Origin of the sequence: Vulgatibacter incomptus (assembly GCF_001263175.1) — a bacterium.
In the GTDB taxonomy this organism is placed as follows: Bacteria; Myxococcota; Myxococcia; order Myxococcales; family Vulgatibacteraceae; genus Vulgatibacter; species Vulgatibacter incomptus.
In genome coordinates this window covers 4,187,073-4,212,021 of record NZ_CP012332.1, presented here as the reverse complement: position 1 = coordinate 4,212,021, position 24,949 = coordinate 4,187,073, and the positions used below count along the sequence as shown (strand labels likewise).

At 67.2% G+C, this 24,949-nt stretch carries 24 protein-coding genes and 1 tRNA gene; 15 read left to right on the top strand and 10 right to left on the bottom strand.

Features of this window, described 5'->3' with window-relative positions:
- Position 1 precedes the first annotated feature (1 nt).
- Complete coding sequence (larAH, locus tag AKJ08_RS17645; protein ID WP_050727277.1) at positions 2 to 1,603, bottom strand: NPN-dependent hydroxyacid isomerase, LarAH14/15/16 family; 1,602 nt, start codon at positions 1,601 to 1,603, stop codon at positions 2 to 4.
- The gene (locus tag AKJ08_RS17640; protein ID WP_050727276.1) at positions 1,600 to 2,313 is read right to left on the bottom strand and encodes an HAD family hydrolase; all 714 of its coding nucleotides are present in this window, start codon (positions 2,311 to 2,313) and stop codon (positions 1,600 to 1,602) included. The genes larAH and AKJ08_RS17640 overlap by 4 nt, the downstream gene beginning before the upstream one ends.
- Before the next feature lie 442 nt (positions 2,314 to 2,755).
- Here AKJ08_RS17640 and AKJ08_RS17635 point away from each other — a divergent pair, with 442 nt between their 5' ends.
- From AKJ08_RS17635 to AKJ08_RS19560, 3 genes are all read left to right on the top strand, one after another.
- Positions 2,756 to 3,640, top strand: a complete 885-nt coding sequence (locus tag AKJ08_RS17635) for a TetR/AcrR family transcriptional regulator (protein ID WP_050727275.1) — start codon at positions 2,756 to 2,758, stop codon at positions 3,638 to 3,640.
- Between the two features lie 79 nt (positions 3,641 to 3,719).
- Positions 3,720 to 3,795: transfer RNA gene (locus AKJ08_RS17630), tRNA-Phe, on the top strand.
- Positions 3,796 to 3,892: 97 nt separating this feature from the next.
- Positions 3,893 to 5,575 (top strand): hypothetical protein, encoded by a 1,683-nt coding sequence (locus AKJ08_RS19560; RefSeq protein ID WP_169788869.1) that lies wholly within the window; start codon positions 3,893 to 3,895, stop codon positions 5,573 to 5,575.
- A gap of 276 nt (positions 5,576 to 5,851) precedes the next feature.
- Here the strand turns inward: AKJ08_RS19560 and AKJ08_RS17625 are convergent, their stop codons facing one another.
- The 5 genes from AKJ08_RS17625 to AKJ08_RS17605 form a co-directional block, all read right to left on the bottom strand.
- Positions 5,852 to 7,165, bottom strand: a complete 1,314-nt coding sequence (locus AKJ08_RS17625) for a Dyp-type peroxidase (protein WP_050727274.1) — start codon at positions 7,163 to 7,165, stop codon at positions 5,852 to 5,854.
- Between the two features lies 1 nt (position 7,166).
- A complete protein-coding gene (locus tag AKJ08_RS17620) occupies positions 7,167 to 8,216 on the bottom strand; it encodes a hypothetical protein (RefSeq protein ID WP_240475394.1) in 1,050 nt (349 codons plus the stop codon).
- Positions 8,217 to 8,224: 8 nt separating this feature from the next.
- Positions 8,225 to 8,758 (bottom strand): hypothetical protein, encoded by a 534-nt coding sequence (locus AKJ08_RS17615; protein WP_050727273.1) that lies wholly within the window; start codon positions 8,756 to 8,758, stop codon positions 8,225 to 8,227.
- Between the two features lie 131 nt (positions 8,759 to 8,889).
- Positions 8,890 to 9,915 (bottom strand): GNAT family N-acetyltransferase, encoded by a 1,026-nt coding sequence (locus AKJ08_RS18925; protein ID WP_082343325.1) that lies wholly within the window; start codon positions 9,913 to 9,915, stop codon positions 8,890 to 8,892.
- A 93-nt stretch (positions 9,916 to 10,008) separates the two neighbouring features.
- On the bottom strand, positions 10,009 to 11,037 hold the full coding sequence (locus AKJ08_RS17605) for a pirin family protein (RefSeq protein ID WP_050727272.1): 1,029 nt from the start codon (positions 11,035 to 11,037) through the stop codon (positions 10,009 to 10,011).
- A gap of 173 nt (positions 11,038 to 11,210) precedes the next feature.
- Here AKJ08_RS17605 and AKJ08_RS17600 point away from each other — a divergent pair, with 173 nt between their 5' ends.
- The 4 genes from AKJ08_RS17600 to AKJ08_RS17585 all read left to right on the top strand — a co-directional run bounded on the left by AKJ08_RS17600 (position 11,211) and on the right by AKJ08_RS17585 (position 14,227).
- The gene (locus AKJ08_RS17600) at positions 11,211 to 11,924 is read left to right on the top strand and encodes a 2OG-Fe(II) oxygenase (RefSeq protein ID WP_050727271.1); all 714 of its coding nucleotides are present in this window, start codon (positions 11,211 to 11,213) and stop codon (positions 11,922 to 11,924) included.
- Positions 11,924 to 12,577, top strand: a complete 654-nt coding sequence (alkB, locus tag AKJ08_RS17595) for a DNA oxidative demethylase AlkB (RefSeq protein WP_050727270.1) — start codon at positions 11,924 to 11,926, stop codon at positions 12,575 to 12,577. Before AKJ08_RS17600 ends, alkB begins: the two co-directional genes overlap by 1 nt.
- A 136-nt stretch (positions 12,578 to 12,713) precedes the next feature.
- The gene (locus tag AKJ08_RS17590) at positions 12,714 to 13,298 is read left to right on the top strand and encodes a type IV toxin-antitoxin system AbiEi family antitoxin domain-containing protein (RefSeq protein WP_050727269.1); all 585 of its coding nucleotides are present in this window, start codon (positions 12,714 to 12,716) and stop codon (positions 13,296 to 13,298) included.
- Complete coding sequence (locus AKJ08_RS17585; RefSeq protein WP_050727268.1) at positions 13,295 to 14,227, top strand: nucleotidyl transferase AbiEii/AbiGii toxin family protein; 933 nt, start codon at positions 13,295 to 13,297, stop codon at positions 14,225 to 14,227. Before AKJ08_RS17590 ends, AKJ08_RS17585 begins: the two co-directional genes overlap by 4 nt.
- 300 nt (positions 14,228 to 14,527) lie before the next feature.
- Here AKJ08_RS17585 and AKJ08_RS20025 read toward each other — a convergent pair whose 3' ends face one another.
- Positions 14,528 to 15,094: a GNAT family N-acetyltransferase gene (locus AKJ08_RS20025; RefSeq protein ID WP_050727267.1), complete on the bottom strand. Its 567-nt coding sequence runs from the start codon at positions 15,092 to 15,094 to the stop codon at positions 14,528 to 14,530.
- A gap of 100 nt (positions 15,095 to 15,194) precedes the next feature.
- Between AKJ08_RS20025 and AKJ08_RS17575 the strand changes: the two genes are divergently transcribed.
- On the top strand, positions 15,195 to 16,076 hold the full coding sequence (locus AKJ08_RS17575) for a CAP domain-containing protein (RefSeq protein ID WP_169788868.1): 882 nt from the start codon (positions 15,195 to 15,197) through the stop codon (positions 16,074 to 16,076).
- Positions 16,077 to 16,191: 115 nt separating this feature from the next.
- On the opposite strand, the gene AKJ08_RS17570 is transcribed toward AKJ08_RS17575, so the two are convergent.
- Positions 16,192 to 16,683 (bottom strand): hypothetical protein, encoded by a 492-nt coding sequence (locus AKJ08_RS17570; protein WP_050727265.1) that lies wholly within the window; start codon positions 16,681 to 16,683, stop codon positions 16,192 to 16,194.
- A 155-nt stretch (positions 16,684 to 16,838) separates the two neighbouring features.
- Between AKJ08_RS17570 and AKJ08_RS17565 the strand changes: the two genes are divergently transcribed.
- The 5 genes from AKJ08_RS17565 to AKJ08_RS17545 all read left to right on the top strand — a co-directional run bounded on the left by AKJ08_RS17565 (position 16,839) and on the right by AKJ08_RS17545 (position 21,031).
- Positions 16,839 to 17,711, top strand: a complete 873-nt coding sequence (locus AKJ08_RS17565) for a radical SAM protein (RefSeq protein WP_050727264.1) — start codon at positions 16,839 to 16,841, stop codon at positions 17,709 to 17,711.
- 177 nt (positions 17,712 to 17,888) lie between these two features.
- Positions 17,889 to 18,110, top strand: coding sequence for an AbrB/MazE/SpoVT family DNA-binding domain-containing protein (locus AKJ08_RS17560; protein ID WP_050727263.1), 222 nt, complete (start codon positions 17,889 to 17,891; stop codon positions 18,108 to 18,110).
- Between the two features lie 121 nt (positions 18,111 to 18,231).
- The gene (locus AKJ08_RS17555) at positions 18,232 to 18,573 is read left to right on the top strand and encodes a GIY-YIG nuclease family protein (protein WP_157370800.1); all 342 of its coding nucleotides are present in this window, start codon (positions 18,232 to 18,234) and stop codon (positions 18,571 to 18,573) included.
- A gap of 94 nt (positions 18,574 to 18,667) precedes the next feature.
- Positions 18,668 to 19,504 carry an alpha/beta hydrolase gene (locus AKJ08_RS17550; RefSeq protein ID WP_050727261.1) on the top strand — a complete coding sequence of 279 codons (837 nt, stop codon included), beginning with the start codon at positions 18,668 to 18,670 and terminating at the stop codon, positions 19,502 to 19,504.
- Positions 19,505 to 19,672: 168 nt separating this feature from the next.
- Positions 19,673 to 21,031 carry an MFS transporter gene (locus AKJ08_RS17545; protein ID WP_050727260.1) on the top strand — a complete coding sequence of 453 codons (1,359 nt, stop codon included), beginning with the start codon at positions 19,673 to 19,675 and terminating at the stop codon, positions 21,029 to 21,031.
- Between the two features lie 12 nt (positions 21,032 to 21,043).
- Here the strand turns inward: AKJ08_RS17545 and AKJ08_RS17540 are convergent, their stop codons facing one another.
- Positions 21,044 to 21,706 (bottom strand): hypothetical protein, encoded by a 663-nt coding sequence (locus tag AKJ08_RS17540; protein ID WP_157370798.1) that lies wholly within the window; start codon positions 21,704 to 21,706, stop codon positions 21,044 to 21,046.
- Between the two features lie 324 nt (positions 21,707 to 22,030).
- Between AKJ08_RS17540 and AKJ08_RS17535 the strand changes: the two genes are divergently transcribed.
- Both AKJ08_RS17535 and AKJ08_RS17530 read left to right on the top strand, forming a co-directional pair.
- Positions 22,031 to 23,146, top strand: a complete 1,116-nt coding sequence (locus tag AKJ08_RS17535) for a hypothetical protein (protein WP_157370797.1) — start codon at positions 22,031 to 22,033, stop codon at positions 23,144 to 23,146.
- Between the two features lie 157 nt (positions 23,147 to 23,303).
- Positions 23,304 to 24,935 (top strand): alkaline phosphatase, encoded by a 1,632-nt coding sequence (locus AKJ08_RS17530; RefSeq protein ID WP_082343322.1) that lies wholly within the window; start codon positions 23,304 to 23,306, stop codon positions 24,933 to 24,935.
- The last annotated feature ends 14 nt before the right edge of the window (positions 24,936 to 24,949 follow it).

The following is a 24,949-nucleotide window of genomic DNA, read 5'->3' as shown; positions in this document are numbered from 1 at the left end:
GCTACTCCACGTCCGCGAGGACGATCGGGGCGTTGTGCACCATGGTGATCTGTGCGCTGCGGCCCATCTCGCTGCGGGCCATCGCGATGGCCTCCGCCAGGGTCGAGGCGCGCTCCCAGCCCATGATCCGCGGCACGTGCGCGTTGTCTGCGCCCACCACGATCACCTTGCCCACGTGCTGCCGGCCGTTCTCGCCCCAGTACCACATGTACAAGGGGTGAACACCGTGGAAGGCGTTCCCGCGCCGGTACATCTCGATGTACGCGGGGTTCTTCGCGAACTCCTCCTCGTACTTCTGCGAGTGCACCACCGCGTCGCGGGTCTCCGTCAGCACCTTGTGGAAGAACTCCACGTAGCTGGGGTGGTGGTTCGTGTCGAAGGCGTCCGAGCAGGGATGCGTCAGGATCAGCACCCCGCCCTTCTTCACCAGCGGCCGGCCCCGGTAGAGGTTGAAGAGGTAGCCGAGCCCCATCACCTGCACCAGCAGCGGGTTCAGCGCCGTGGAGTTCGCGTTGTACGGGCTGATGAAGGGGATCCCGTGGATCAGGATGTCCGCCTGGCCCTTCACCTGCACCGCGTACTGCTCGTAGCTCTTCTCGAGGATCGCGTCGTGCACCGGCTCCGTCTTGCCCGCGTGCACCGCGATCAGCTCGTAGCCCGCCGGCACCCGCATGAAGACCTCGCGGCGCAGCGACTTCGGCGTCTTCGAGAGCGTCCACTTCAGGGCCTGGAACTTCAGGCGGTCGCCCTCCGTGAAGTCGTCCTCGTTCTTGCCGAGGAACTCCATCGGGCCCTGGTACATGCGGTTGTTCACCGCCGTCTCGATCTTGAAGACGTTGAGGTGCTTCTCCGCGAGCTGGCCGATGCGATCGAACGAGCGATGCAGCTCCGACGGACCCTTCGGATCCATGTACGACCACGAGCCGCGGATCGCGTGCGGGTTGTGGTTCGCCTTCAGGCCCTCGTAATCCGTCAGGCCCACGCCCACCGACTTGTGCCCGCCGTTCATCGGCACGAAGTTGATGTTCGCGTAGATGATCAGGTCCGACTCGGCCGCGCGGCGGTTGATCCGCACCGGCTCGCCGTGGCGGGTCTTCCCCAGCTCCACCATCCCGTCCGGATCCTCGGCGTCGTGGTGATAGAGCGTCTTCGGCCAGTGCTCGCGGAAGACCTTCGGGCCCACCGCGCGCTCCACCTCCGCCGCCGTCATCTTCCGGTGCAGGGCGATGGCGATGATGATGTGGACGTCCTCGACGCCGTGGTCCGACAGCATCTCCAGGAGGATCTCCAGCATCGTCTGCCGGATGTCCGGCCGCGCCATCTGCGGCAGCGGCAGCGAGATGTCGTCGATCGCGATCGTCACCTTCATCCCCGGCTTCAGCTGCGCCGGGAGCGGATCGCAGCCGTGCGGGTGATTCAGCGCCCACCGGATCGCCGCGCGGGGGTTCGGCAGGCCCGCGATCGGCTGCTTCGGGTAGATCACCCGCGTCCCCACCGGCAGGTCTTCCAGGAGGAAGTCCTCGCCGTAGTGGAGGATGCGCGGCGCGCTCCCCTTGTCGATCGTGACGACCTCGGGTGCTTCCAGCTCTTTCGCCAGCCTCATCGCAGATCCACCACCGGCCAATCGTGGGACCGGGCAAACGACTTCAGTCGGAAATCAGGGTTCACCGCGGTCGGCCGCCCCACCACCGCGAGCATCGAATAGTCCGCGTACGAATCGCAGAAGCCCCAGCACTGGCCGAGGTCCAGGTCGTTGTCGGCGCAGTAGTCCCGCACCGCCGCCGCCTTCGTCGCCCCCGCGATCAGCGGCTTGATCACCCGCCCCGTCGCGATGTCGTCGATGAACTCCAGGCGGTTCGCGATCACGTCGTCCATGCCGAAGTACCGGGCCAGCGGCAGGATCGTGTGGTCGATCGCCCCCGTCACGATCACCTGGCGCGCGCCGGTTTCGCGGCAGCGCTGCACCATGTCCATCGCGCCCGGGTAGATCGCCGGCTTGAGCACCTTCTCGAAGAGCTCCTCCGAGAGGGCTACGAGGCGGTCGCGGGAGATCCCCTTGTACTGCTTGTAGAAGAGCTCGTTGAAGAGCGCCCGGGACATCTGGTCCGCCGCCCAGAAGAGCGGGATCCCGGCGACGATCGCGGCGGTGCGCACCGCGGATTCCACGATGCGGCCGCGGTTCGCCGCGTAGTAGCCGAACGCGTGCACCACGTTCGTGGACACCAGCGTTCCGTCCACGTCGTAGAAGGCCGCCGCCCGCTTAGGCGACGGCGCGGGGGAGGGCTCGGTTCTGTGCGCGTGGTGCGCGTGCATCGACGACCTCTTTTGGCTCTCGGGACCGGCCGCTCGATCGCGTTGGGTGGGCCGGAGGCCTCCCCGATGGCCCGATGGGCCCCGCGCGAGCGCTCCCGGCTCCCTGGTGATCCCGAGCGGAGTCCGAAGGCTCACGTTAGACCGCGGTGGACCAAGCAAAGTCAACGCGACTCGGCTTCGCACCCGGGAAGCGGCGTGCGCAGAGGCATGCATCCATTCGATATTCCTATGGATTTATGCCACCGGTGCAGCATCATGCCGGTTTTCCAAAGGAAATCATTCTGACCTTTGGTAAAATGCCTACATGCTGTCGCCATAGGGTGGGCGAACGGCATACAGGGCATCGCATGACAGCGAGTTGACCGCCGAGTCGGCGCGCGGCGGGGAATGGCGGTCCCGATCCGCCGCAACGCACGGCGCCTTGAAGGCCGTGGGAGGAAGCATGGGAGCGAATGGAACGGGCCGCCCGGCGGCGCGCGCGGGCGGGCGCCGGACCTCGAGCCCAACCGAGGCAGACCGCCTCGCGGCAAATGCCGGCGGCGGGCGCCGCTCGAGCCAGCGGTCCCAACGATCGGAAGGTTCGAAGTCCACCGCCGGGAACACGCGCCGCAGCTCAAACGCGAGAACCGACGGATCAGACCGCTCAACGCCGATAGACCGGCGCCTCAGTTCCAGCCCGAAACCCGAGGGATCAGACCGTGCAGCAGCCAGCGCTGGCGGAGAACGCCGACACGAGCTGCGCCGTCAGGCAATCGCCCGCGCGTGCATCGAGCGCCTCTCCCTCGAAGGCCTCGAGGCCGGCCGCCTAGAGACTCTCGCCGCCGACGCCGGCCTCAGCCGCCAGAACCTGCTCTTCTACTTCCGCGACAAGGCCGATCTCTGGGCCGAGGCCGCGACCTGCGCCGCCGAGGAGATCTTCGCCATCCTCACCCGCCTCGTCGCCGGCGAGGCCGGCCCCGCCGCCATCCGAGCCGTGCGCCGGGGCCTCGACGAGGTCGCCCGCGTCCTCCCCGCCGCCTTCGCCGTCCACCTCGACGCCGCCGCCACTGCCACCCGCGCCTCAGCCACCCAGCAGCAGCGGGCCTCCACCGCCCAGCAGACCTTCCTGGCCGCCCTCGCCGCAGCCCTGGCCTCCCCTGCCCCGGCCAACGATCCCTCCCAGCGCCTGGCCCGCCTCGCCACCCTCACCTTCCTCGCCCACCACCGCGCCGCCCGCGCCCACCAGCGCTCCGGCCTCGCCCCCGATCTCCCGCTCGCTGCCGACCTCGACCTCGCCGAGCTCCACCTCGTCGGCGCCGCCCGCACCCTCCCATCGCGCTCCCGCTGACGATTCGGAGTTGACAGTGTCCGCCAGATCGGCCAAAAAACGCGCGTCCCCGGCGGTTCCCCCGCCCGGGAAGAGCTGCGCCCAGGTAGCTCAGTCGGTAGAGCAGGGGACTGAAAATCCCCGTGTCGCTGGTTCGATTCCGGCTCTGGGCACCAAGCGAAACGAGTAGGTCCCGGAGGCCGATCCTGACATCAGGATCGGCTTTCTCCGTTTCGCCGTTGGTCAACTCCTCACAAGCTGGTAGCTTCGAGCGTGGGATACCATCTGCGCCTTCTAGCCGTTCAGAAGCACCTAATGGGAGGAGCGTTGCCATCCAACCCCGCTGATATGATTGGAGCCGTTGGAGAATCCTTCTTCGGGCTTCTACTTGATCGAGCTGGAATCGTCTGGAATCGGGTGCAACGGGATCGAGCGGGATGGGACTTTGTTTGCCATCTCACATCACAAACCGGGGAGCCATGCAGTGGGCAGGCGATCACGCTTGCCAATGCGATATCACCGTCGCTCTCAGTCCTCTTCCAAGTCAAGGCCAGCGAGAATCTCAGGGTTCACCCGCCTCGGGTCAAACTTTCCAATTTGCGGCACTTTCTGGACTGGCCGAATCCGGCCTTTTTTGCCCTTCTCGATTTCCATGGTTCTGACGCCCCCACCTCCTGCCACCTGATCCATTTCGACAAGCATTGGGTCGAGAAGACAATCAAGCGTTTCTGGGACCTCGAGCCAGACCAGGTCAATTCACTACACAAGCGATCACTCGTCCTCCCGATCAGTGAAGCCGTCGAAGTAGCACTCGAACCGAATGGATTGTCCCATACGCTCTTCGACCTAATTGGCGAGGCCAAAGACTATTCCGCCAGAAAGGACCTTTGGCGCAAGGAAGCCGGCAACAAGCGGTTTTCAATGACTTTTAAAACGGAACAGCGGAACGAAAAAGACCCAGACCGAATGGTCGATCTCGCCATTGGGCTCACGGAAAACCTGCCGTCCGAGTTAACGGACTTCAGTGAAATCAGGTTCGGAAACCCAAGGCCGATATCAATCTTTCACGACAGAGATGTGCTCGTTTCCCTTCCGGATCTGAAACCCACCGCCAAGGCTTTCGTCGACTTCTCCAACGAGGACAGATCGAGCTTCGTCAGGTACGCAGCCGACTTTTTTCACCCACACTCTGTCTTTCCGTTCCTGCCCTTCGAATCACTTCGCCTACGCTTACGAGGAGCATTTCTCGACGTCATAATCACACCCTCTGCAAGCGCCCTAAGTCTGACATTCGAGCGTCCATCGTCATCTACTCTGGTCAGCCTTGCCAGTCTGGGCAGTTCCGCGAAAGCGCTACAGATAGTGGGCGAGTGCGGACGCCTTTCGAAGGCCATGTCGATCACCGTTCACCTGGATGACGGAACCAGAACGGTCTTTCCGATAGTGCCACCAGCAGGGATTTTCCCGGCCGCCGCAGTCGACGAGGCTTCCCTCATTGCGAATGCGCATGACCTTGCACGAGCGATCGGCCTTCCGAGCGACCTCGAACTATGCATTTCGGACCTATGGGATTCGCGCAAATCAATTGAGCTCTGCTGCATTGTCCTTTGCATCACTCGTTCATCGGACGTCGGCATAACAAGTCTAGTAGACCCAGATTTCACGATCGATGGTCACGTCGGACTGGCTACAGTCGCAGAGTGCAAGATCGGAGACTACGTAATCATTTGCAGCGGCGCGATTTACGGCTCCCCGCAGGCATCCGACGGCCCCACCACTGGTACGAAATTACTCAAGGTAGCCGGTCCAGTAGTGGAGAAAACCTTTCAGACGACGATAAATTGGCCCACCGATCCTTCCCTCATCTTCAATGCCCGATCATTGGCCAAGGCCGCAGCTGTCGATCGGTTGAATGAACGGGGCGTTACCATTCTTCTTGACTCGACTACGCCCTGACGGCTTCCCCTGCTCCGAACTGCCTTTCTTTGCCCTCACGAACGTGCGCAAGCAGTACTGAGTTGAAATGGTCCAATGTCGCGGGTTTTTCGCGGGCTGGGTCAGGGTAGCGGAGGCTATCGATCGTCGCGGTCTACTCTTCGACCTTTTCGAGCGCGGATTTAGGAATCCCGCCCTGACGGCCCCAAGGCAGGGATTCGCTGTCGGCCGGTGGTACTGCACCGTCGGCGCAGCTCCGCTTTTCGTGCAGCCGTGACGCAGGCCGCCCTCCCCCGCTCACGTCCGAAGGTCGGCGAGCCAACGCATCGCGCGCAGGCCGGGCAAGAAGGCGTACTCGCCGCCTCGTGTGACGACGAAGCGAGGCAGCCCGTTCAGGCGCCGAGGGATCGGGCGCGCAGGGATCGAAAACGATCCGCCTCCGTCTGGATAGCCTGTGATCGGATCCTTGGCCTCGCCGAGGCTCAGAAACTCCCCGCCGTTGATCCACTCGGACTGCACGAATTCGAACTGGCGGCCCAAGTGCGCGCCGACGAAGGCGAACATCAATCCTCGATCGACGCCGTCGTCCTCGAGCACGCCCTCGGGCAGCTCGGGCCCGTAGGCCGTTCCCCGGCGAAGCATCCGGTGCAGTCTCACGACGCCTCCGACGGACGCGTCTCGCGGGTTCGTGCGCCGGATGTGCGAGCCCGGTGGCGTTTGGTACCCCGTCGGGTCATCGGCGAAGTCGAAGTCGTTGTTGCGCCGTGGATCGGCCCCGAGCTCCGGATCGTCGTGCAGCGGACACGCTGCCAGCGGGGCGCCGCTCCTCCACCGCCCCATCATCTTCGCTGCCAGGAGCTCCTCGTCCTCGGCGGAGCCCGCATTCTCCTTCAGGTACCTGCGGAAATCCGCGACGCGCTGGTGGAGCTTGCGGAACGCGACATACGTCCCATTCCGGCCGAGCACCTCCGGCCCGGGCATCGGCGGAAGTCCGCCGGTCTCGTCGGGGTAACCCAGGACGAACTCCCCCGCCTTGAAGGGCCGCTCGTGGGAATTGGTGCCGGGGATCCCGCTCCCTTCGATCGGCGGATACCCGATGGAGTCCCGGTACCCGAAGGGCTCCTTGCCCGAACGCAACGAGTGACAGTCCTGGCGCCAGATCGCCTGGATCCCGTCGACGCCCTCGTATGTCTCGCGGGCGCGGTCGAGCGCTCCTTCGAGATGCTCCTGATCCGGTGAGATCGTGACCAGCACGAGGTGCACGTCGCCCGTTCCGAGGGGCCGCTCCCAGTGTTCGGGGCTGCTCTCGCCGGTGTCGCCCAGCGCTTTCGCCCGGGCGGCCATCCCCTGCCGGAACTCCCAGGAGAAACCGTCGAGCGACGACTGCGGCACACCCAATGCCTCCAGCCCGCGGTAGGTGAGCGCCGCGCTCACCCAGGTATCGGCGGCGGGGCTGGTCGGGTGGGCGGCGGAGGCCACCACCGTGGAGAGCCGCCCAATCACCTCTCGCCCGGCACGAGGATCGTCGATGCGGAAGAGGACGTACGTGGCGGCGTACGGGGCAGGTCGGGGCCGCAGCACGCCGCTCTGGATGTCGTCTAGCTCGAGCACGTCATTTCGCCGTCGCGAGGTTCTTCCAGAAGCGCTCCACGCTCTCATCGGCTCCGAACAGGACGCTGAAGACGGTGGAGTCGACGACCAGGACGTCGCCGGCCCTCTCGCCGCCCGGAGGGACCCACACGAGCGCGTTGAGCTCCCGGTTCCCCGCAGCGGTGAAGGGATGCGGCCGGGTCAGGTCGATCGGCTGCCGGGCGAGAACGTGGATGGAGCGGCTGTCCTTCGTCGTGATCGCGTAATGAGGCAGGTGCATGTGGAAGTTGAAGTTCTGGACGCCCGTGAGCCAGCCGCGCGTGTCGAGGTCGCTCATCACGGTCAGCGGCGCGCTGCGAGGCGCGGTGGCCCAGGCTTCTCCCTCGCCCTCGTGCCGGATCCTCGCATCCGTCGCCGGCCGCAGCCCCCACTGGTTCTCCACGGGGATCCCGAGGCCGTCGAGGAGAGACCGCGTGTAACCGCCGAACCGCTGCTGGCGAGGCACGAGCGGGTCGCCGTGATGGAGGTGCTCCACCTCGCGCTCCTCCAGGTCGTCGGCACGCCCGACATCGTGGTGAGGGCCGATCACCAGGCACGTCCCTTCACGCTTCAGGAACTCACGGACCGCTGCGATCTCCTCGGGAGCGGCGAGCTGCTCGGTGACGTCGTGGTCCAGTCCGAAGACGAGCAGCGTGTCCGCGTCGCCGAGGACTCGCTCGTCGAGCGGTAGCGCGAACCCTGCCTGATCGACGCGCTGGAACACGGGAACGACGTGTCCGGTGACCTCCTCGACGACATCTTGGAACTTCACCCACGCCCAGAAGAACAGCTCCAGAGATCCGGCAATCCCTTGCAGAAACCGCCGCGGGTCGGCCCACTGGGGCTTCTCGTAATTTGGCCAGAGCGCCCGCCGCACCTCCGTCATCGTAGAGAAGCGGTTGTCCAGCCCTCTCGGGTCCCGGTTGGCCTCTCCCGGGTAGCTCCAAGCGATGTACACGCTGACTCGCCTGCGACCCTTGGTGTAGGCCCTGGGCTTGTGGTTCTGGTTGTAGGTCCTGGCTCTTGGAGTCATCGGCGCCCCTACTGCATCTGCTCGAGCATCTCCGAGAAGTCGGACTTGATCCTCAGGGCCTTCTTGATCTCGTCGCTCGAGAAATAGGGATACTCACCGTACTCGAGGAAGCTGTTGCACTGGTGCTCCCGAACGAAACGGACGAACGCCTCGTGGTTCGTCTTCCAGTCCATCGGAAAGCCTTCGAGGTTCTCGAACGCCGTGTTGATGCCAGCCTTTCCGAACAGGACGATGGCGTCTTCGGTGTATTTGTCGAAGTCGGTGTCGAAGATGCCCTGGTACATGAATCGGGTGTCGTTGTCGAAGAGCACCCATCGCAGGTAGTGGAGCTTGAGCGGCGCGAGAATTTCCGGGTCGGCATCGACCGCCTTCGCGAGCCTCTCGCCGTAGCTCCGTATCGCGTCAGCCCTGCCGGGCTTGACCTTCGCGATGATCGTGAAGCCGTAGTTCGCGGGGGTCTTCGGGAAGATAGGGCCGTACTTGCCCTGCTCCAGGTCCTCTGTCGACTTGGGGATCGAGACCGCCTTGGGCCTGAGGTCCATACGAAATGAGGTGATGTCTTGGACCCCGGGCGTCAAGAACCGAAGGGACGCTCACGCGACAGCCACCCGAACGATCGGTCGGGGACCAATGGCCTGGAGGCCCTCGCGAAAAACCTTCGGCGCTGCTGGAATCACTCCGTCCGACCTGGCGTCGGAGCCGCCTCCGGCGTCGTCGCACCTTCCGGGCGAAGCCGCCCCATGGACAGGGCATCGACGTAGGCGCCGTCGCGGAACGCAAAATCGCGGTGCGTCCCCTCGAGAACGAAACCATGCCGCCGGTAGAGGGCGATCGCGGCGGCGTTGTCCGCGTAGACCTGGAGTTCGATCCGGCGCAGCTGCAGCCACCGATCGGCGAGGTCGAGGGCCGCCCGGAGCAGGGCCGTGCCGACGCCGCGCCCCTGCCAATCGTCGCGGACTCCCATGCCGAGCTCTCCCACGTGAAGGCGACGCGGACGCGAGGAAGCGTGCAACCCGAGCTGGCCGACCACGTCGTCTCCCGCGCACGCGACCAGGAAGTGCATGTGGGGGTCCACCGCCTGCATGCGCTGGCGCCAGAGATCGAGCGACGGAAACGGAAGCTGCAGCGTGTCGGCCTGCGCCCTCGGGGAGGCATAGATCGCTCGAACCGCGGCGAAGTCCTCGGGTTCGGCGCGGCGGATGGTGAACTGAATCGGTCCCGATCCCGAGGACTGCCGATGTCCGTCCCGCTGGGCCGACGCGATCGCATCACGGACGATGGGCGTCTCCGGGTCCGGCCCGGCGGAGCGCAGGAGCGGCCGGGCGACGACGATCACGTTTCCATCCGGATCCGCGAAATAGGCGGCCTCGTCGCCCCACGGCCGAGGCTCGAGCCCCGAGAGCGGGCGCGCGCCCGCCTGGGCCAGCGACCGCAGCGCCGGCTCGGGATCGTCGACGTGGAGATAGAGCTCGCACGGCGCGATCTCGCCCTCCGCGACGGCCGCGGGGATCCTCCCGGTATTTCGCCCGAACGCCACCCGGTCGTAGAGCCCGACCCGCCGGCCTTCAGGGAGCGTGTACTCCACGTAGGCTGGCTCGTTGACCGACTTCTCCCAGCCGAACGCCAAATCGTAGAAGCGGACGGCGCGAGGGAGGTGGTTCACCGCGAAGATGGTCAGGACGTGGCGGGAGGCTCGCATGGGATGCACGCCAACCTACAACGCGGCCCCCGGGGGTCAAAGAATCCCGATCTGCGGGTTGTTCGCAGCCTCCCCGGGACGCTCGATGGGAGCTCAGGCGAGGTCCTCCTCCACCCGCTCGATCCGGCCGTCGGCGTGCCTCGCGAAGCGGCCCGACTCACGGGGGTGGACCGGCGCGTCGCTCTCCCAGGGCCAGCCGCCGAAGCGGTCGCGCTGGTAGTCGGCGAAGGTCTGCCGCAGCTCGTCCATCGTGTTCATCACGAAGGGCCCGTGGGCGGCGACGGGCTCACCGATCGGCCTGCCCTGCAGGAGGAGGAGCTCCGCCTCGTCCGGTCCGTTCTCGAGCGTGACGCTGCGCTCGTCTCGAAGCTCGACGCCGGTGGACGCACCGATCCGCTGGGTCTCCACACGAAGGGAGCTGCCGGCGAAGAAATAGAACGCACGCCCCGTGCCGGCAGCCGCCGCAGGGAGCGTGAACTTCGCGCCCGGCTCCATGCGCAGGGTCCAGATCGCCACATCGGTCTCGGGACGGGACGCCCAAGATCCGGGGGGAGGCGGAGGCGGCGTGGCGTCGCCAAAGGTCCCCGCCACCACCGTCACGGCGGTGCGTCTCCCGGCATCATCGACCACCTCGCGGGTGGGGATGTCCTTGGCCCAGAGCATGGTGAAGTGGGGCTCCACCCTCTTGTCGGCCCGGGGCAGGTTGAGCCAGATCTGGAAGAGCTCGAGCGGGTTCGGCCGATCCGGGTGGACGAGGGGGAACATCTCCGCGTGCTGGATGCCGCGACCGGCGGTGAGCCACTGGACGTCGCCCCTACCGAAGCGCGCCGCCGCTCCCAGCGAGTCCGAGTGATCGATGAGGCCGCGGCGCACGATGGTTACCGTCTCGAACCCGCGATGCGGGTGGCTGGGAAAGCCCGGGACCTCGCGGCCGTGGTACATCCGCCAGCCGTCGCGCGGCTCGAAGTCGCTGCCGAGGTTGCGCTCCTCGAGGGACGCCTCCGGCCCCTGGGCCTCGTTGCCGCGCGGATACGAGTCGTCGTGGTGGGCGCAGAAGAGGAAGGGATCCTTCGTCTCCCACAGGAAGCCCAGGGGAAAGGTCCTCCGGATCGTGTCGTCCATCGCGTCTCCTCCTCGTCGCCTGGCTCGCCCGTCGAGCGGCGGCCTCTTGGATGTTGGCGCCGCCGAGGGGTTTCCGTGGCCGCCGTCGCGGCCGCGGCTTTGCGTGGACGCCCTCGAATTCTAGAGCAAGATTCGGAGCGCACCGCCATCCCGCCGGCCTTAGCATTCAGCACATGAAGACGATCCCCACCCAGACGATCGAGAACGTCCGCTGGAACGACGTCGCAGAGGAGCTCGACCGAAGCGGCTCGGCCCGGATCGAAGGGCTGCTCGGGTCCGCCCAGTGCGAAGCGCTCGCGGGCCTCTATCCGCGCGACGACTGCTTCCGCAAGACCGTGGTGATGGCCCGCCACGGCTTCGGGAGCGGGGAGTACAAGTACTTCCGCTATCCCCTGCCGGAGCCCATCCAAGAGCTCCGCACCGCCATCTATCCGCACCTCGCCCCCATCGCGAATCGTTGGAACGAGACGATGGGCGTCGACGTCCGCTATCCCCCCGACCACGCGGCCTTCCTCGCGCGCTGCCACGACGCCGGCCAGACCAGGCCGACGCCGCTCCTGCTGCGCTACGAGGCCGGCGATTACAACTGCCTTCACCAGGATCTCTATGGGGCGCACGTCTTCCCGCTCCAGCTCACGATCCTCCTCTCCGCGCCGGGTCGCGACTTCGACGGAGGCGAGTTCGTGCTCACGGAGCAGCGCCCGAGGATGCAGTCGCGCCCCGAGGTCGTGCCGCTCTCCCAGGGCGACGCGGTGATCTTCGCAGTTCACTACCGCCCGGTGGAGGGCACGCGAGGCTTCTACCGGGTGCAGATGCGGCACGGCGTGAGCCGGGTACGAGCCGGCCGGCGGCACACCCTCGGGATCATCTTTCACGACGCCGCCTAATGGATCTCTTCGATCGAGCACCGGGGAGCTCCGGCTTGCCTCGGACCGAGCACCTGGGCCCGGGCGCGGTCCTGCTCCGCGGCTTCGCCGGTCCGAGCCTCGCCGACATCGTGGGCGACCTGCGAAAGACGGTCGCGATCGCCCCCTTCCGTCACATGATCACGCCCGGCGGTTTCCGCATGTCGGTCGCGATGAGCAACTGCGGCGCGCTCGGGTGGGTGAGCGATCGCAGCGGGTATCGCTACAGCCGAGAGGATCCCGGGTCAGGGCGCCCCTGGCCTCCCATGCCGGATTCCTTCCGCACGCCCGCCGAGAGCGCCGCTGCGGCCGCGGGCTTTCAGGGGTTCGCGCCAGACGCGTGCCTGATCAACCGCTACGACCCCGGGGCGAGGATGACGTTGCACCAGGACAAGAACGAGCGGGACTTCTCGCAGCCGATCGTCTCGGTGTCCCTCGGGCTCGCGGCCGTCTTCCTCTTCGGCGGCGAGTCTCGCTCCGACCGTCCCGCCCGGGTGCGCCTGGCGCACGGCGACGTCGTCGTCTGGGGAGGGCCTTCGCGCCTGGTGTTTCACGGCGTGATGCCCATGCAGGACGGAGTGCACCCGCTCCTCGGCCCCCACCGATTCAACCTGACCTTCCGCAAGGCAGGGTGAGGCCGACAACGAACCACGCTCGCGGGCCACGTCGGTCAGATGTGGCAAGCACGAAACTAAAGTTTTGCTGAAGCTTCGCGCATCCGCCGACAGGACCACGCTTGCACGAAACTAAAGCAGAGCTTAATCTTCGTGCATGAGCGGGCCGACCACCCGATCGCCCGACTGGGACCGTCTCTACGAGACCGCGGCGGCCCAGGACGGGCTCTTCACCGCGCAGCAGGCGGCCGAGGCCGGCTACTCGCCGCAGCTCCTCGCCCACCATCTCGGCGCCCGGCGGATACGACGAGTCCGCCGCGGAATCTACCGCCTCGTGTACTTCCCCGCGGGTGACCACGAGGACCTGACTGTGGTCTGGCTGTGGTCGGAGCGGGAGGGCGTCTTTTCCCACCAGACCGCGCTGGCCCTCCACGACCTGTCGGATGTTTTGCCTGCGCAGGTCCACCTCACGCTCCCAAAGGCGTGGCGCAACCGGCGGCTGCGGGTGCCCACCGGCGTCGTCCTGCACTACGGCGACGTAGCAGAGAGGGAAAGGCGATGGTTCGGCCCCGTGCCGGCGACCGCTCCGCTGCGGTCGCTCGAAGACTGCGTGGCCGAGCACCTGCCGCCGGAGCTCCTGCGTGGCGCCGCCCTCGATGCGATCGACCGAGGCCTCGTCGCGCGTGAGGAGCTGTCTGCCGTGGACGAGGCGCTGGACCCCTTTGGAGGGCTCGAACCATGACCCGCGAGTACCGAACCGCGGCCGCTTTCAAGCAGGCGCTGGAACAGCACCTTCGCTTGGCGTCCGCCTCCGGCACCGACTTCGCCCGGCGGCGGCAGCTCCTTGTGTTCGACCGCTTCCTCGCGCGCGTCACGCAGGAGCTCGACGACGCCGTAATGCTCAAGGGCGGCCTCGCCGTCGAGCTGCGACTCGAACGGGCCCGAACCACCAAGGACGTCGACCTTCGCGTGATGGGCTCGCCCGATAACATCCTCGACCGGCTCCGAGCAGCCGCCGGGCGAGACCTCGGGGACTTCATGGTCTTCACCGTTCGTGCCGATCATCGACACCCGGACATCCAGAACGACGGGATGTCGTACGACGGCCTGCGTTTCCGCGCCGAGTGCAGCCTCGCGGGCAAGATCTATGGACGTCCCTTCGGCGTCGATGTGGCCTTTGGCGATCCGATCCTGGGTGAACCGCAGTCCATTGAGGCCGAGAACACACTCGGCTTTGCTGGCGCCTCGCCATCGACGTTCCGCGTCTACCCGGTAGAGACCCACATCGCCGAGAAGCTCCACGCGTACACCATGCCGAGAAAGCGCCCCAACTCGCGGGTCAAGGATCTGCCCGACCTCGCCCTCATCGCGACGGCCGGCTCGATCGCCGCCGGTCGCCTGCGGGCGGCGATCGAGCAGACCTTCAGCTTCCGCGGCACGCACGACGTCCCCGGACGCCTGCCTGAGCCGCCGGAAGCTTGGGCCGCGCCCTACGCGACAATTGCCAAAGAAGACCACCTCCCCTGGGCGACGCTCGGGGAAGCGTTCGACGCATCCCGCTCGTTCCTGGATCCGATGCTCGCCGGACCAGGCGACGAAGTGTGGGATCCGAACGCCTGGGCCTGGACGGCCACGTCGCCAGCTCCCGGCTCCAATCCAAAGCACGGCTGAATCCTCCTGCATGTTGGCATGACCGCATTGGGATTCTGCGTGAGCGTTCGGAAGACGATCGGGCGTTCTGGTTCCGCGGCCCGGGGACCTACGTGAGCCACGAGTCGGAGCAGCCGATGGCGGTGACCTGGCGGTTCAACACCCGCTCCCGGGCGATGTTTTTACGAGCTTCGCCGCTGCCGTCGCATGGCCTGCGCGCGCGACGACGTCAGCAGTGCCGTGGACGGCGAGCACGTTGAATAAGGTGCTCCCGAAGCCACGGGATCTGCCAACCGTTGCCTGCACGAAACAGTACTTTCGTCAGCGCTCCTCGCTCTCGAGCCGAACATAATGTTCGCCATCCCCATCGCCGTCCTCGAGCTCACAGGTCATCTCGAACATCGTCGGCCGAAACCCGATCCGCGCGAAGAGCCGCTGCGCCTTCTCGTTCGGGACCGCCGCGAGGAGGACCGCTCGGGGCGCGCCCCGCGAAGCCGCCTCCCGAAGCGCCTCGCGCAGCAACACCTCCGCCACCCCTCCCCGGCGGGAGCGCTCGTCCACGTAGATGTCGTGTACGTTCGCGCAGGCGTCGAGCAGCTTGTCGTAGCTCCGCGGCTCCAGGCTCGCGTAGACGTACCCCACGACACCCAGGTCGTCCTCCGCCACGAGGAGGATCGAAGCGTCGACATCGAGCTGCGAGGCGAGCCAGGTGCCATAGCCGGGCTCGCAATCGGCCGGGTCCATGAACCGTCGCCGGTCGAACTCGTGGTGAAGCCGAACGAGCTTCCCCGCCATCGCGCTCACGGCCGGCAGGTCCGCTGCCGTCATCTTTCGCACCCGGATGGTCGCCATCCAGTCGATCGTGGCGCGCCGTCGTCGCGCGATCAAGGAGCCTCCGCGAGCGGGATTTCCGAAACGAGTCCGCCCGCGCGCCCGCGCTTTGCAGCAGCCGAGCCTCCTTCGGTAATCTGTAGGGATGCGACCACTCTTGGCTCTGCTCCTTTTGGTGACTCTTCCCCTTGCGTCCTGTGGATCAGGCGACACCGTCGAGGGCGCGCCGGACGGCCGCACCGCCGCGGAGGTCTGCCGCATTTGGCGCGACGGCCACGTCGAGAACGACAAGGCCCCGTGGACCGCGGGGTCCGACAAGTGCGATCCAGGCGTCTTCAGCGAATCCGGTCTCGACGACACGCTCCGGCGCATCAACATGTTCCGCGAGCTCTCCGGCCTTCCTCCCGTGACCGAAGACAAGCCCCAGCGGGTACAGCAGCAGGCCTGCGCCGTGCTGATGCACGCCAATCAGGCGCTCTCCCACGACCCGCCGCCGAGCTGGGCGTGCTGGACGAAGGCTGCAGCAGATGGGGCGTCTTCGAGCAACCTTGCCATCGGCTGGCGAATGCCGGGCGCCGCGATCGACGGGTTGATGGCCGACGTCGGCGTTTCCAGCGTGGGGCACCGCCGCTGGCTCCTCGGCTTCTTCCTCGGCAAGGTCGGCCTCGGCTTCGCGGGCGACGCGACCTGCGTCCGCGTCTTCGACGAAACCGGCGTGACCGATCGCCCGTGGACCGCATTCCCGCCGGCCGGGCCCGCGCCGATCGCGATGCTCGAGGGCTTCGGGCGAGTTCCCTGGTCGTTCCAGGCCGCCGATGGGATCGAAGGGGCGCAGGTCTCCATGCGCCTTGCCAAGGACGGCAGCGAAATCCCCGTCGAGTCCTGGATCCCCGACGTCGGCTACCGGATCCCGGACGCGATCGTCTGGCAGCCACCGCGCGTCTCGGCCGGCGACAAATACCGAATCACCGTCACCCGCCCCGCGAAGGATCCCGTGACCTACGACGTGGAGCTGGTGGATTGCTCCAGCGCACCCTGAGGCTCGAGACCAGAACCCTTATCTGAGCAAGGGAGCGAGCGTTCCGGCGCACCGGCAACAACTCCGTCGCGAGGTCCGGATCGCAACCTGGAAGACATCCGTCGGAAGGGTGCTCTCATCGCCAACGGAAAATGAGCCAGCGCCACCGCGGCTTGGTTCCGCCGTTGAGCTCGGCGAAGTCGCGGGCGTACCGGGCGGAGTGGGAGCAGTAGGAGTACAACGCCTGGGAGACCTTACCGACGCGGAAGCGCCGACGGCGGCTTGCCCTCCACAGCCACACGGCGATTCCGAGCGGGATCCCGAGCATCGACCACCAGGCGATAGATTCGAGGTTTGGGGCCCAGATCGCAGCGACGATCACCGCAGCGAAGGGTCCCACGCCGAGAACCCAGCTCGAGATCTTCATGCGCCGGAGAAGCTGGACGCACGAGGTGCAAGCCGGCAGCCGGAAGTACGAGGATTCGTATATCGGTCCGAAGGGTCCCCACTCCTTCAGCGACTTATACTCGTGCTCGATCGACGTGCCTGTCGGCCGGGACTCGCAGTAAGGGCAGATGCGCGGGTACTCGACGGTCGGGCCTCGGCGAATCTCGATGACATGGGGCATGTTCCCTCCTTCCGCGAGCGTAGCACCACCAGTTTGAATAGCTCGCTCTAGCTGTAGCGGTTGCGGGTCCCTGCCCCATCGCCGTGGCGAAAGAGCCAACTCCGTGGATCGAGATCGCCCTCGCCGCCAAGGCACGCCGCGGGTAGGTTCCGGCCATGCGCTACGAAGGGAAGATCTACCGACCCCCCAGCGAGGCCGACGCGTACATCCTGCAGGCCACGATCGGCTGCTCGTGGAACCACTGCACGTACTGCGACATGTACCGCGAGAAGAAGTACCGGGTGCGGGATCTGGACGAGACGCTGCTGGACGTGCGCGCGGCGGGAGCGGCGCTGGGCCGCGAGGTGGAGAAGGTCTTCGTGGCGGACGGAGACGCGCTCGGGATGGACCTCGACCACTGGGAGGCGATCCTCGCGGCGTGCCGCGACGCCTTCCCGCGGCTTCGGCGGGTGAGCGCGTACGCGACGGCGATGAACCTGAACGAGAAGAGCGTCGAGGAGCTCGAGCGGCTGCGACACCTGGGCCTCACACAGCTCTACATCGGCCCGGAGTCGGGCGACGACGTGACGTCGAAGCGCATCGCCAAAGGCGCGACGTTCGCGGAACACGCAGAGGCCGGGCGCCGCGCCCGCGCTGCCGGCATCCCGCTCTCGGCGATCTTCCTCCTCGGGGTCGGCGGCCTGGAGCGGAGCCGCGAGCACGCGGAGCAATCGGCGGCGCTGATCACCGAGATGGATCCGGCCTTCGTTTCCATGCTCACGCTGACGGTCGTGCCCGGCACGCCGCTCGCGAAGCTCGAGGCGAGCGACCGCTTCGAGCTCCCGACCGTGGCGCAGATGCTCGGCGAGCTTCGGGTGATGGTGTCGCAGGCGCGGCCCACCGACGCGCTCTTCCGCACGAACCACGCGTCGAACTACCTGCCGCTCGCTGGGAGGCTGCCGGCGGATCGGGAGCGAATCGTCGCCACGATCGACCGCGCGCTGTCGGGCGAGCTCAAGCTCCGGCCGGAGTGGGCGCGAGGGCTATGATTCCGTCGGCTGGAGACGACCGGATCGGTCCGTTGGGCTCGAGTAGGGAAGGCAATCGGACGGATTGGCGAATGGACGACGCCGCGACGGCCCGCGCCGCTCGATTGTGCCTCCACCGTTCGAGAGATAGTACGTTCGAACCAACTCCTCACCCGCTCACGAGGTCATCACGTGCCTATGAACCTCACGCTCGTACCGGTAGGCAACTCGATCGGCGTGATCCTCCCCCGCGAGGTCCTTGAGCGACTTCGAGTCGAGCAAGGCGGCCATCTCTATCTGGTCGAGACGCCGCGCGGCATTGAGCTCACGCCGTTCGATCCGGATTTCGCCGAGCAGATGGATGCCGCGGAACGAATGATGCGAGAGGACCGCGATGTCCTCAGCAAGCTCGCCAAATGAGGACGATCGCGGAGCTGCGGTGGCCCGATCCGGGAGCCGAACTTCGCCCGCTCAATATTACCCAGGCAAAATTGACAGGAGGCGAAACACCCGGGTAGAAATAATGGCAGGGAGAAGCGCGATGCCGACGAACGAAACCCGGGCCTACAAAGGCTTTCGACCGAGGATGGGCGTCTACGCCATCCGCCACCTTCCCTCGGGCCGCACGCTCCTCGGCTGGAGCCCGCACCTGCAGGGAAACCTGAACCGACACCGCTTCCAGCTCGTGCTGGGCAACCACCCGCTGAAGGCCCTGCAGGGCGATTGGCTTCGGGACGGCGCCGATGCCTTCGCCTTCGAGATTCTCGACGAGCTCGAGCCCCATCCCGATCGGCCCGGCGAGGTGCCGGAGGATGACTTGGCGGCGCTCGAAGCCATGTGGCGCGAGCGGCTTGGACTCAACGAGGAAACCACCTACGCCTGACCAGCTGAAAACGGGCAGACTGTCGCTGGCGCTCAATAGAGGTTACGCCGCCAGCTTGATCGTGCTCCCGAGCGCTCGCGATAGGAGCTTCGACATGTCCGATACGAATTCGCCGGCCCCGGCGAATCGCTCCCGCCCGTCGAAAAAGGCACGGCTTCTGCTTGGGCTCGGTGCGCTGATCGCCGTCATCGCGGTCGCGGCCTACGCCACCTATTCCGGCTCCGATGAAGGGGTACTCGCTCCGTGCCCTCCACCGTTCGAGACGCTCGGGAGTGGAAGCTGTCTCGCCCTCCCGCCCGACGCCGAGAAGATGGTCGTCTACCTGCATGGGATGACAGGCCTTTCATCGTGGGCTCGAAAGGAAGGCGCGTTGGTCGCAAATCGAGCGTTCGAGCGCGGCATCGCCGTCCTCGCGCCGATCGGCACCTTCGGCGGGTGCACCTGGAATCCGAAATTCGCGGACTGGTGGTGCTGGCCGATCGCTCCCAACCAAATACGGGAGACCGAGATGCTGATCTCGCGGATCCAATCCGACCTCGAGGAGGTCGCCGCGCGCAGCAGGCCCATACCCACCGTGCTGGCCGGCTTCTCCAACGGCGGCTTCATGGCGATGCGGCTTGCCGGACACGGTCCCGAGATCTCGGGTCTCGTCGTGGCGCAGGCTGGAGCTCCCGAAAAGTTCTCATTTGACGGCATGCGCCCGATGCCGACGCTTCTGCTCGCCGCGCGTGGGGACGAGTGGCAATACCCGACGATGCAGACCTTGCGAAACACGCTCGTTTCGCAGGGATGGGCGCCGGAGTGGAAAGAGCGCGAAGGTCCTCACGCCCTGCAACCCGAGGATGTGGAGGCGGTGATTTCGTTCGTCTCCCGCCTCCCGGCTCTCCCGGAGGGATCGATCCCGTCCAGCCGAAGCACCTCGGCCGAATAGATACCGAGGACGTAGAGCGCGCCGTGTCGCTCCCCGGAAACCTGCGCTCGCCAGAGGGCGCGGGCGCGCGGTCGACCGCTCCCTCGAGATCGAGCTCTTCTGGCCTCGCGAGGCCGACCGGGTTAGACGAGCGTCGTGAGTTTGGTCGCTGGCGAAGAACGGGAGAGCATGTTCGGCTCGGGGCGTGCCGCGCTCTGCATTGGCGTGGTGATGAGCGTCTCGCTGGTCGCCTTCGAGGCGATGTCGGTGGCGACGATCATGCCGGTCGCCTCGAACTATCTGGGGGGACTGGGCGGCTACGGCTGGGCCTTCAGCGCCTTCATGTTGGCGAACGTGGTGGGGACGATCGCGACCGGGCAGGCGGCCGACGCTCGAGGGCCGAGCGCTCCGTTCGCAGCGGGCCTCGTCGTCGCGGCGGCGGGCCTTCTGGTCGCGGGCCTCGCGACGAGCTGGCCCATGTTCGTGGTCGGCCGGGCGCTGCAGGGGTTGGGCGGCGGCGCGGTGATGACGACGGGCTACCTCACCGTCCGCCTCGGTTTCCCGGAGCGGCTGCGGGCGCGGGTGCTCGCGCTGATCTCGAGCGCCTGGGTGGTGCCCGCGCTCGTCGGGCCTGCGGTCGCCGGTGTGCTCGCCGATCGCTGGAGCTGGCGCTACGTCTTCGTCGGCCTCGTCCCGCTGCTGCTGGCGGCAGCCGCGCTGATGCTGCCTTCGCTGCGCAAGCTCGGAGGCGCGACGGGCGCGCGCCTCGATCCTCACGTCCTCGTCCGCGCGGTGCAGCTCGCGGCGGGCGTAGGGCTCCTCCTCGCTGGCCTTCAGGGCCGCGGGTGGCACGGCGCCGCTCTCCTGATCGCGGGGATCGGGCTCGCCGTCGCCGCCGCGCGGCACCTCCTCCCCTCGGGAACGCTGCTCGCGGCGCCGGGCCTGCCTGCGGGCCTGCTGACCCGAGGGCTGCTCTGCTTCTGCTACTTCGGCGCGGAGGCGTTCCTTCCACTCGGCCTCACCTCGCTCCGGGGGCTCTCGCCCGGCGGCGCGGGGCTCGCGCTGTCTGCAGCGGCGTGCACGTGGTTCGGCGGGACCTGGCTCTCGGCGCGCCTCGACGCGATGTTCGGGAGCGAGGGCCGACGGCTCCGCGTGATCGGCGGCTTCCTGGTGACGGCGATCGGAGTCATCGGCATGGCGGCGGGCGTCCTGACCTCGACGTTGCCGATCGCTGCGGTGATGGCCTTCTGGGCGCTGGGCGCGCTGGGGATGGGCCTCGTCTACCCCACCCTGTCGGTGATCGTCCTCGGGCTCGCGCCGGCAGGCCAGGAAGGGCGGGCGTCCTCGTCGCTGAATTTCGCGGAGAACGTCGGCATCGCGATGGGCGCCGGATTCGCGAGCGCCGCCGTCGACTGGACGCACGCGCTTGGGTGGTCCCAGCACGGAAGCATCGGCGTGGCCTATCTCGTCGTGATCGTTCCGGGCCTGCTCGGGATCGTGACGGCGTTTCGGGTCTTCCGCGCCCCATCGCTCGTACGCGCCGCGTAGCCGCAAAGGCCCCTAACGCAACGCCGGCTGCGGCGACGCTCGCTTGCGACGGAGCAGGAAGACTCCCGCGAACGCGAGCATCCACGTCCCACCTATGGCGGCTATCGCGAGGGCACGATCGAGTGCCTCGATCCCGGTCCAGCGCAGGTAGTGCAGCTCGTAGAGCCGGTCGATCCAAGCGGTGTCGGGACCGCTCTGTGCCAGGGCGAGATCGTGGCGACCGACTCGGACCACTGCGCCCCCGGCGAAGCGAACGACTCCGTCACTCGCAGTGAGATCAGCCGACCTGACCTCTCCGTAGCGATCGGCCGCCGTAGAGCGACTCGCCGCATCTCGCGCGATCGCCTCGACCGCGCGCCCGTCGAGGGGCGAGAGCACGGTGCCGGTCTGCGCATGCACCAACACGACCTGGTCGCGGCGGTGGATGCGGAAAAGAGGGCCGAGCGCAGACGCACGAAGCTCGACCGCAGTCGCACCTTGCGCTTCCTGGATTGCGGCGAGCGGGAGCAACTCGCTCGGATCCAGCGCCCCATCGCCGAATGGATCGAGGAGCTCGTACGCGCCGCCCCACCCCGGCTTTACGAGGAAGAGCAGCCCGGTGGCCGTCCACGCGAGCAACGGTGCGAGGAGGGCGAGCCCGGCGATCCGGTGCAGGCGAGCGGTGCGGCGCAGCATCGACCGGACCTCTACCACGGCGGTCCATGCCCGGTCCCGTCACCTGAATCCAGCGGCTCTCCGTTTCGCGATGCGGCCCGAAGGCACAGTGCGCCGCCTCAACGACTGGCTGCGCGGGACAAGCGCTCGGAAACGACGCGAAGATGCTCACGAAGCTCGGCGCCCTCCTCCACCTCGAGCTCGACGCGACCCGATAGCGGGCCATGTCCGGTCCCATTCGCTCATCCCGCTGAGCAGATTGACGCCGATCACCGGATCGGCTGCGCTCAGTGAGTCGAAGGAAGCCCGGATGGGGTGGACGTGGCGGCTGAAGAGAGTGGCTGGTTGCCGTGTCGCAGCCCGCTCGACCGGCTCCTGGAGCAGGTCGGGCTGCGGCGTCACGACGCCCACGACGGCAGGAGGACCGTCTCGGCCTTCGTCGGATTGACGTGGCTTCCCTTCGTCGCCCTCGAGCTCGTCGTCCTCGCCGCGACGGGACATCTCGACCCGATCTTTCGCGCCCCCGGCGTTCATATACGGCTGCTCGTCGCGATCCCCGCGTATCTGGAGGCCGAGGCGATCTTCGCGACGCGAACCTCGGTGTGCATCGGCCGGATCCTCGATGGACGGCTGGTGGCCCCTGAGCAGCACGATGCCCTCCGCGCGATGGTGAGGCGGTCGGCTCGGTTGAGGGACTCGGTGGCGGCGGAGATTGTCCTGCTCGTCATCGCCATCGGGATCGGGCAGCTCACGATCTGGAACGGACAGGCGGGACTGTTCGGCTACGTCTCGGTCGGAATCTCGGCTGGCCTCATTTGGTACGGGTCCGTCGCGTTTCCCGTCTTCCTCTTCCTGCTCTTTCGTTGGATCTGGCGCTGGGCGGTCTGGGCGCACCTGCTCTGGAAGCTCTCCCGGTTCCCGCTGCGCCTCCTCCCGATGCATCCCGACCGGGCCGCGGGCCTGGCCTTCCTCGTCGGACCGAGCATGGCGTTCAGCCTCGTCCTCTTCGGCTCCAGCGCGGTGATCGCCGGGACCTTCGCCGGAATCATGTTGGCCGAGGGAACGCACCTGCGGTCCTTCGGTCCCGAGATCATCGTCCTCGTGATCGCGGGAGAGCTCTTGGCCCTGGGGCCCCTCCTCGTCTTCTACGCGCAGCTTGTCGCGGCGCGGTTCGCGGGGCACGCGCAGTACGGCGCCCTCGGGATCGACTACGACCGCCTCTTCCAGCAGAAGTGGATCGAGAGCGGCGACACCGAGGGGCTCCTGGGAACGTCGGACATCCAATCGCTCGCCGACATCCAGAACGCGTACGGCGGACTCGACGAGACCCGCGCGGTTCCCTTTGGAAAGCGCGAGATCCTGCTCGTCGCCCTGGCGCTGGTCCTCCCGATGGTGCCCCTCCTCTTGATCGAGTTTCCGGTCGAGGAGCTCCTCACGAGGCTCGTGGGCGCGCTCGCGTGAAGTCGGCAGCCGGCCGACGGCATTGAGACGCCCCCGCGACACGCCGCCCGACCCGGTCTCCGAATCGTTACGAGCCGCCCCCGAGACGGCCACACGACGCCCCCAGGATGCGCCCCGTGCCTGCATCGTCGTGGGCACGACATATCGGAGGTAGGACTTGGATTCTTCCCGTTTCAAGGGGCTGGCCGCGAGCGCGGTCCTGGCCCTCGGCAGCTTCGCCTCCCTCGGCTGCGAAGGTCCTCAGGGCATCGCTGGCGTGGACGGTCAAATCGGCGAGGTCGGCCCGAAGGGCGACAACGGCGACAAGGGCGCTCCTGGCGAGAAGGGCGACAAGGGAGACAAGGGCGCTCCCGGTGACAAGGGCGCTCCTGGCGACAAGGGCACTCCCGGCGACAAGGGAGACAAGGGCGACCAGGGAGACTCCGGCGTCGTCGAGCCCTCCACGGATCCCGGTCCCGGCAAGCTGACGTCGGGCTACGACCAGGCCATCGAAAACGGCGCTCCCCACGCGAACCGCGTGATCTTCTTCCTCGGCGACGGCATGGGCATCCCGGTCCTGACGGCGGCCCGCATCTTCGCCCACGGCGAGGACGGCGACCTCAACATCGATCGCCTCCCCGAGACCGGCTTCGTCCGGACCTACTCGCGGGACTCCCGCGTCACCGACAGCGCGCCCTCGATGGCCGCGTACATGACGGGCATCAAGGGCAACAACGGCGTGATCGCGATGACCCCGGAGACGACCGTCGGCGGCGAGGGCCGTGCAGTGCCCACCCTGCTCGAGTGGGCAGAGGCGGCGGGCTGGTCTTCCGGCGTCGTCACCACCACGCGGGTCACGCACGCGACGCCGGCCGCGACCTACTCGCACATCAACGACCGCGACGACGAGGACACCATCGCGCGGCAGCTCGTCCCCGGCGGCTTCGGCTGGAACTCGGCCCTCGGCAACGGCCTCGAGGTCGTCTTCGGCGGCGGCCGCTCCAAGTTCGTCGGCCGCCCCGACGGGCGGAACCTCGTGGAGGAGCTCAAGTCCAAGGGCTACGGCTACGCCGCCACCACCTCCGAGCTCGCCGCGATCCCGCTGACCGGCCCCTCGCAGAAGGTGCTCGGCCTGTTCCACGGCAGCCACATGTCCTACGAGCTCGACCGTCCCGCCAGCGAGCCCAGCCTCGCGGAGATGTCGACCAAGGCGGTGAAGATCCTCCAGCAGAATCCGAAGGGCTTCTTCCTGATGGTCGAAGGCGGCCGCATCGACCACGCCCTCCACGACACCAACGCCAAGAGGGCGCTGAAGGACACCATCGCCTTCGACGAGGCCATCGCCGCGGTCATCGAAGAGGTGAAGAAGACCGACCCGAACCTCGAGCACACGCTGATCGTCGTCACCGCCGACCACGACCACACGATGGTCCACCAGGGCTACGCGCAGCGCACCGGCAAGACGCAGCCGGGCAACGCGGGCGTCCTCGGCCTGGTGAAGAACTACGCCGGTAGCACGATGGGCCAGCCCACCCGTGACGCCGACGGCATGCCGTACACGATCCTCGCCTTCGGCAACGGCCCGAACCGCATCGTCGGCTCGCGCCTCAACGCGCCGCTCCTCACGGACGACGTCACCAGCGCCGACAACTACCTGCAGGAGGCGGCGATCCGCATGCCCTCGGGCTCCGAGACGCACGGCGGCACCGACGTCGCGATCCACGCGGCGGGATTCGGCTCCGACCTCTTCCACGGCTTCATGACCAACACGGAGGTCTTCGGACTCCTCCGCAAGGCCACCAAGCTCTAGGCTTGGAAAGGACT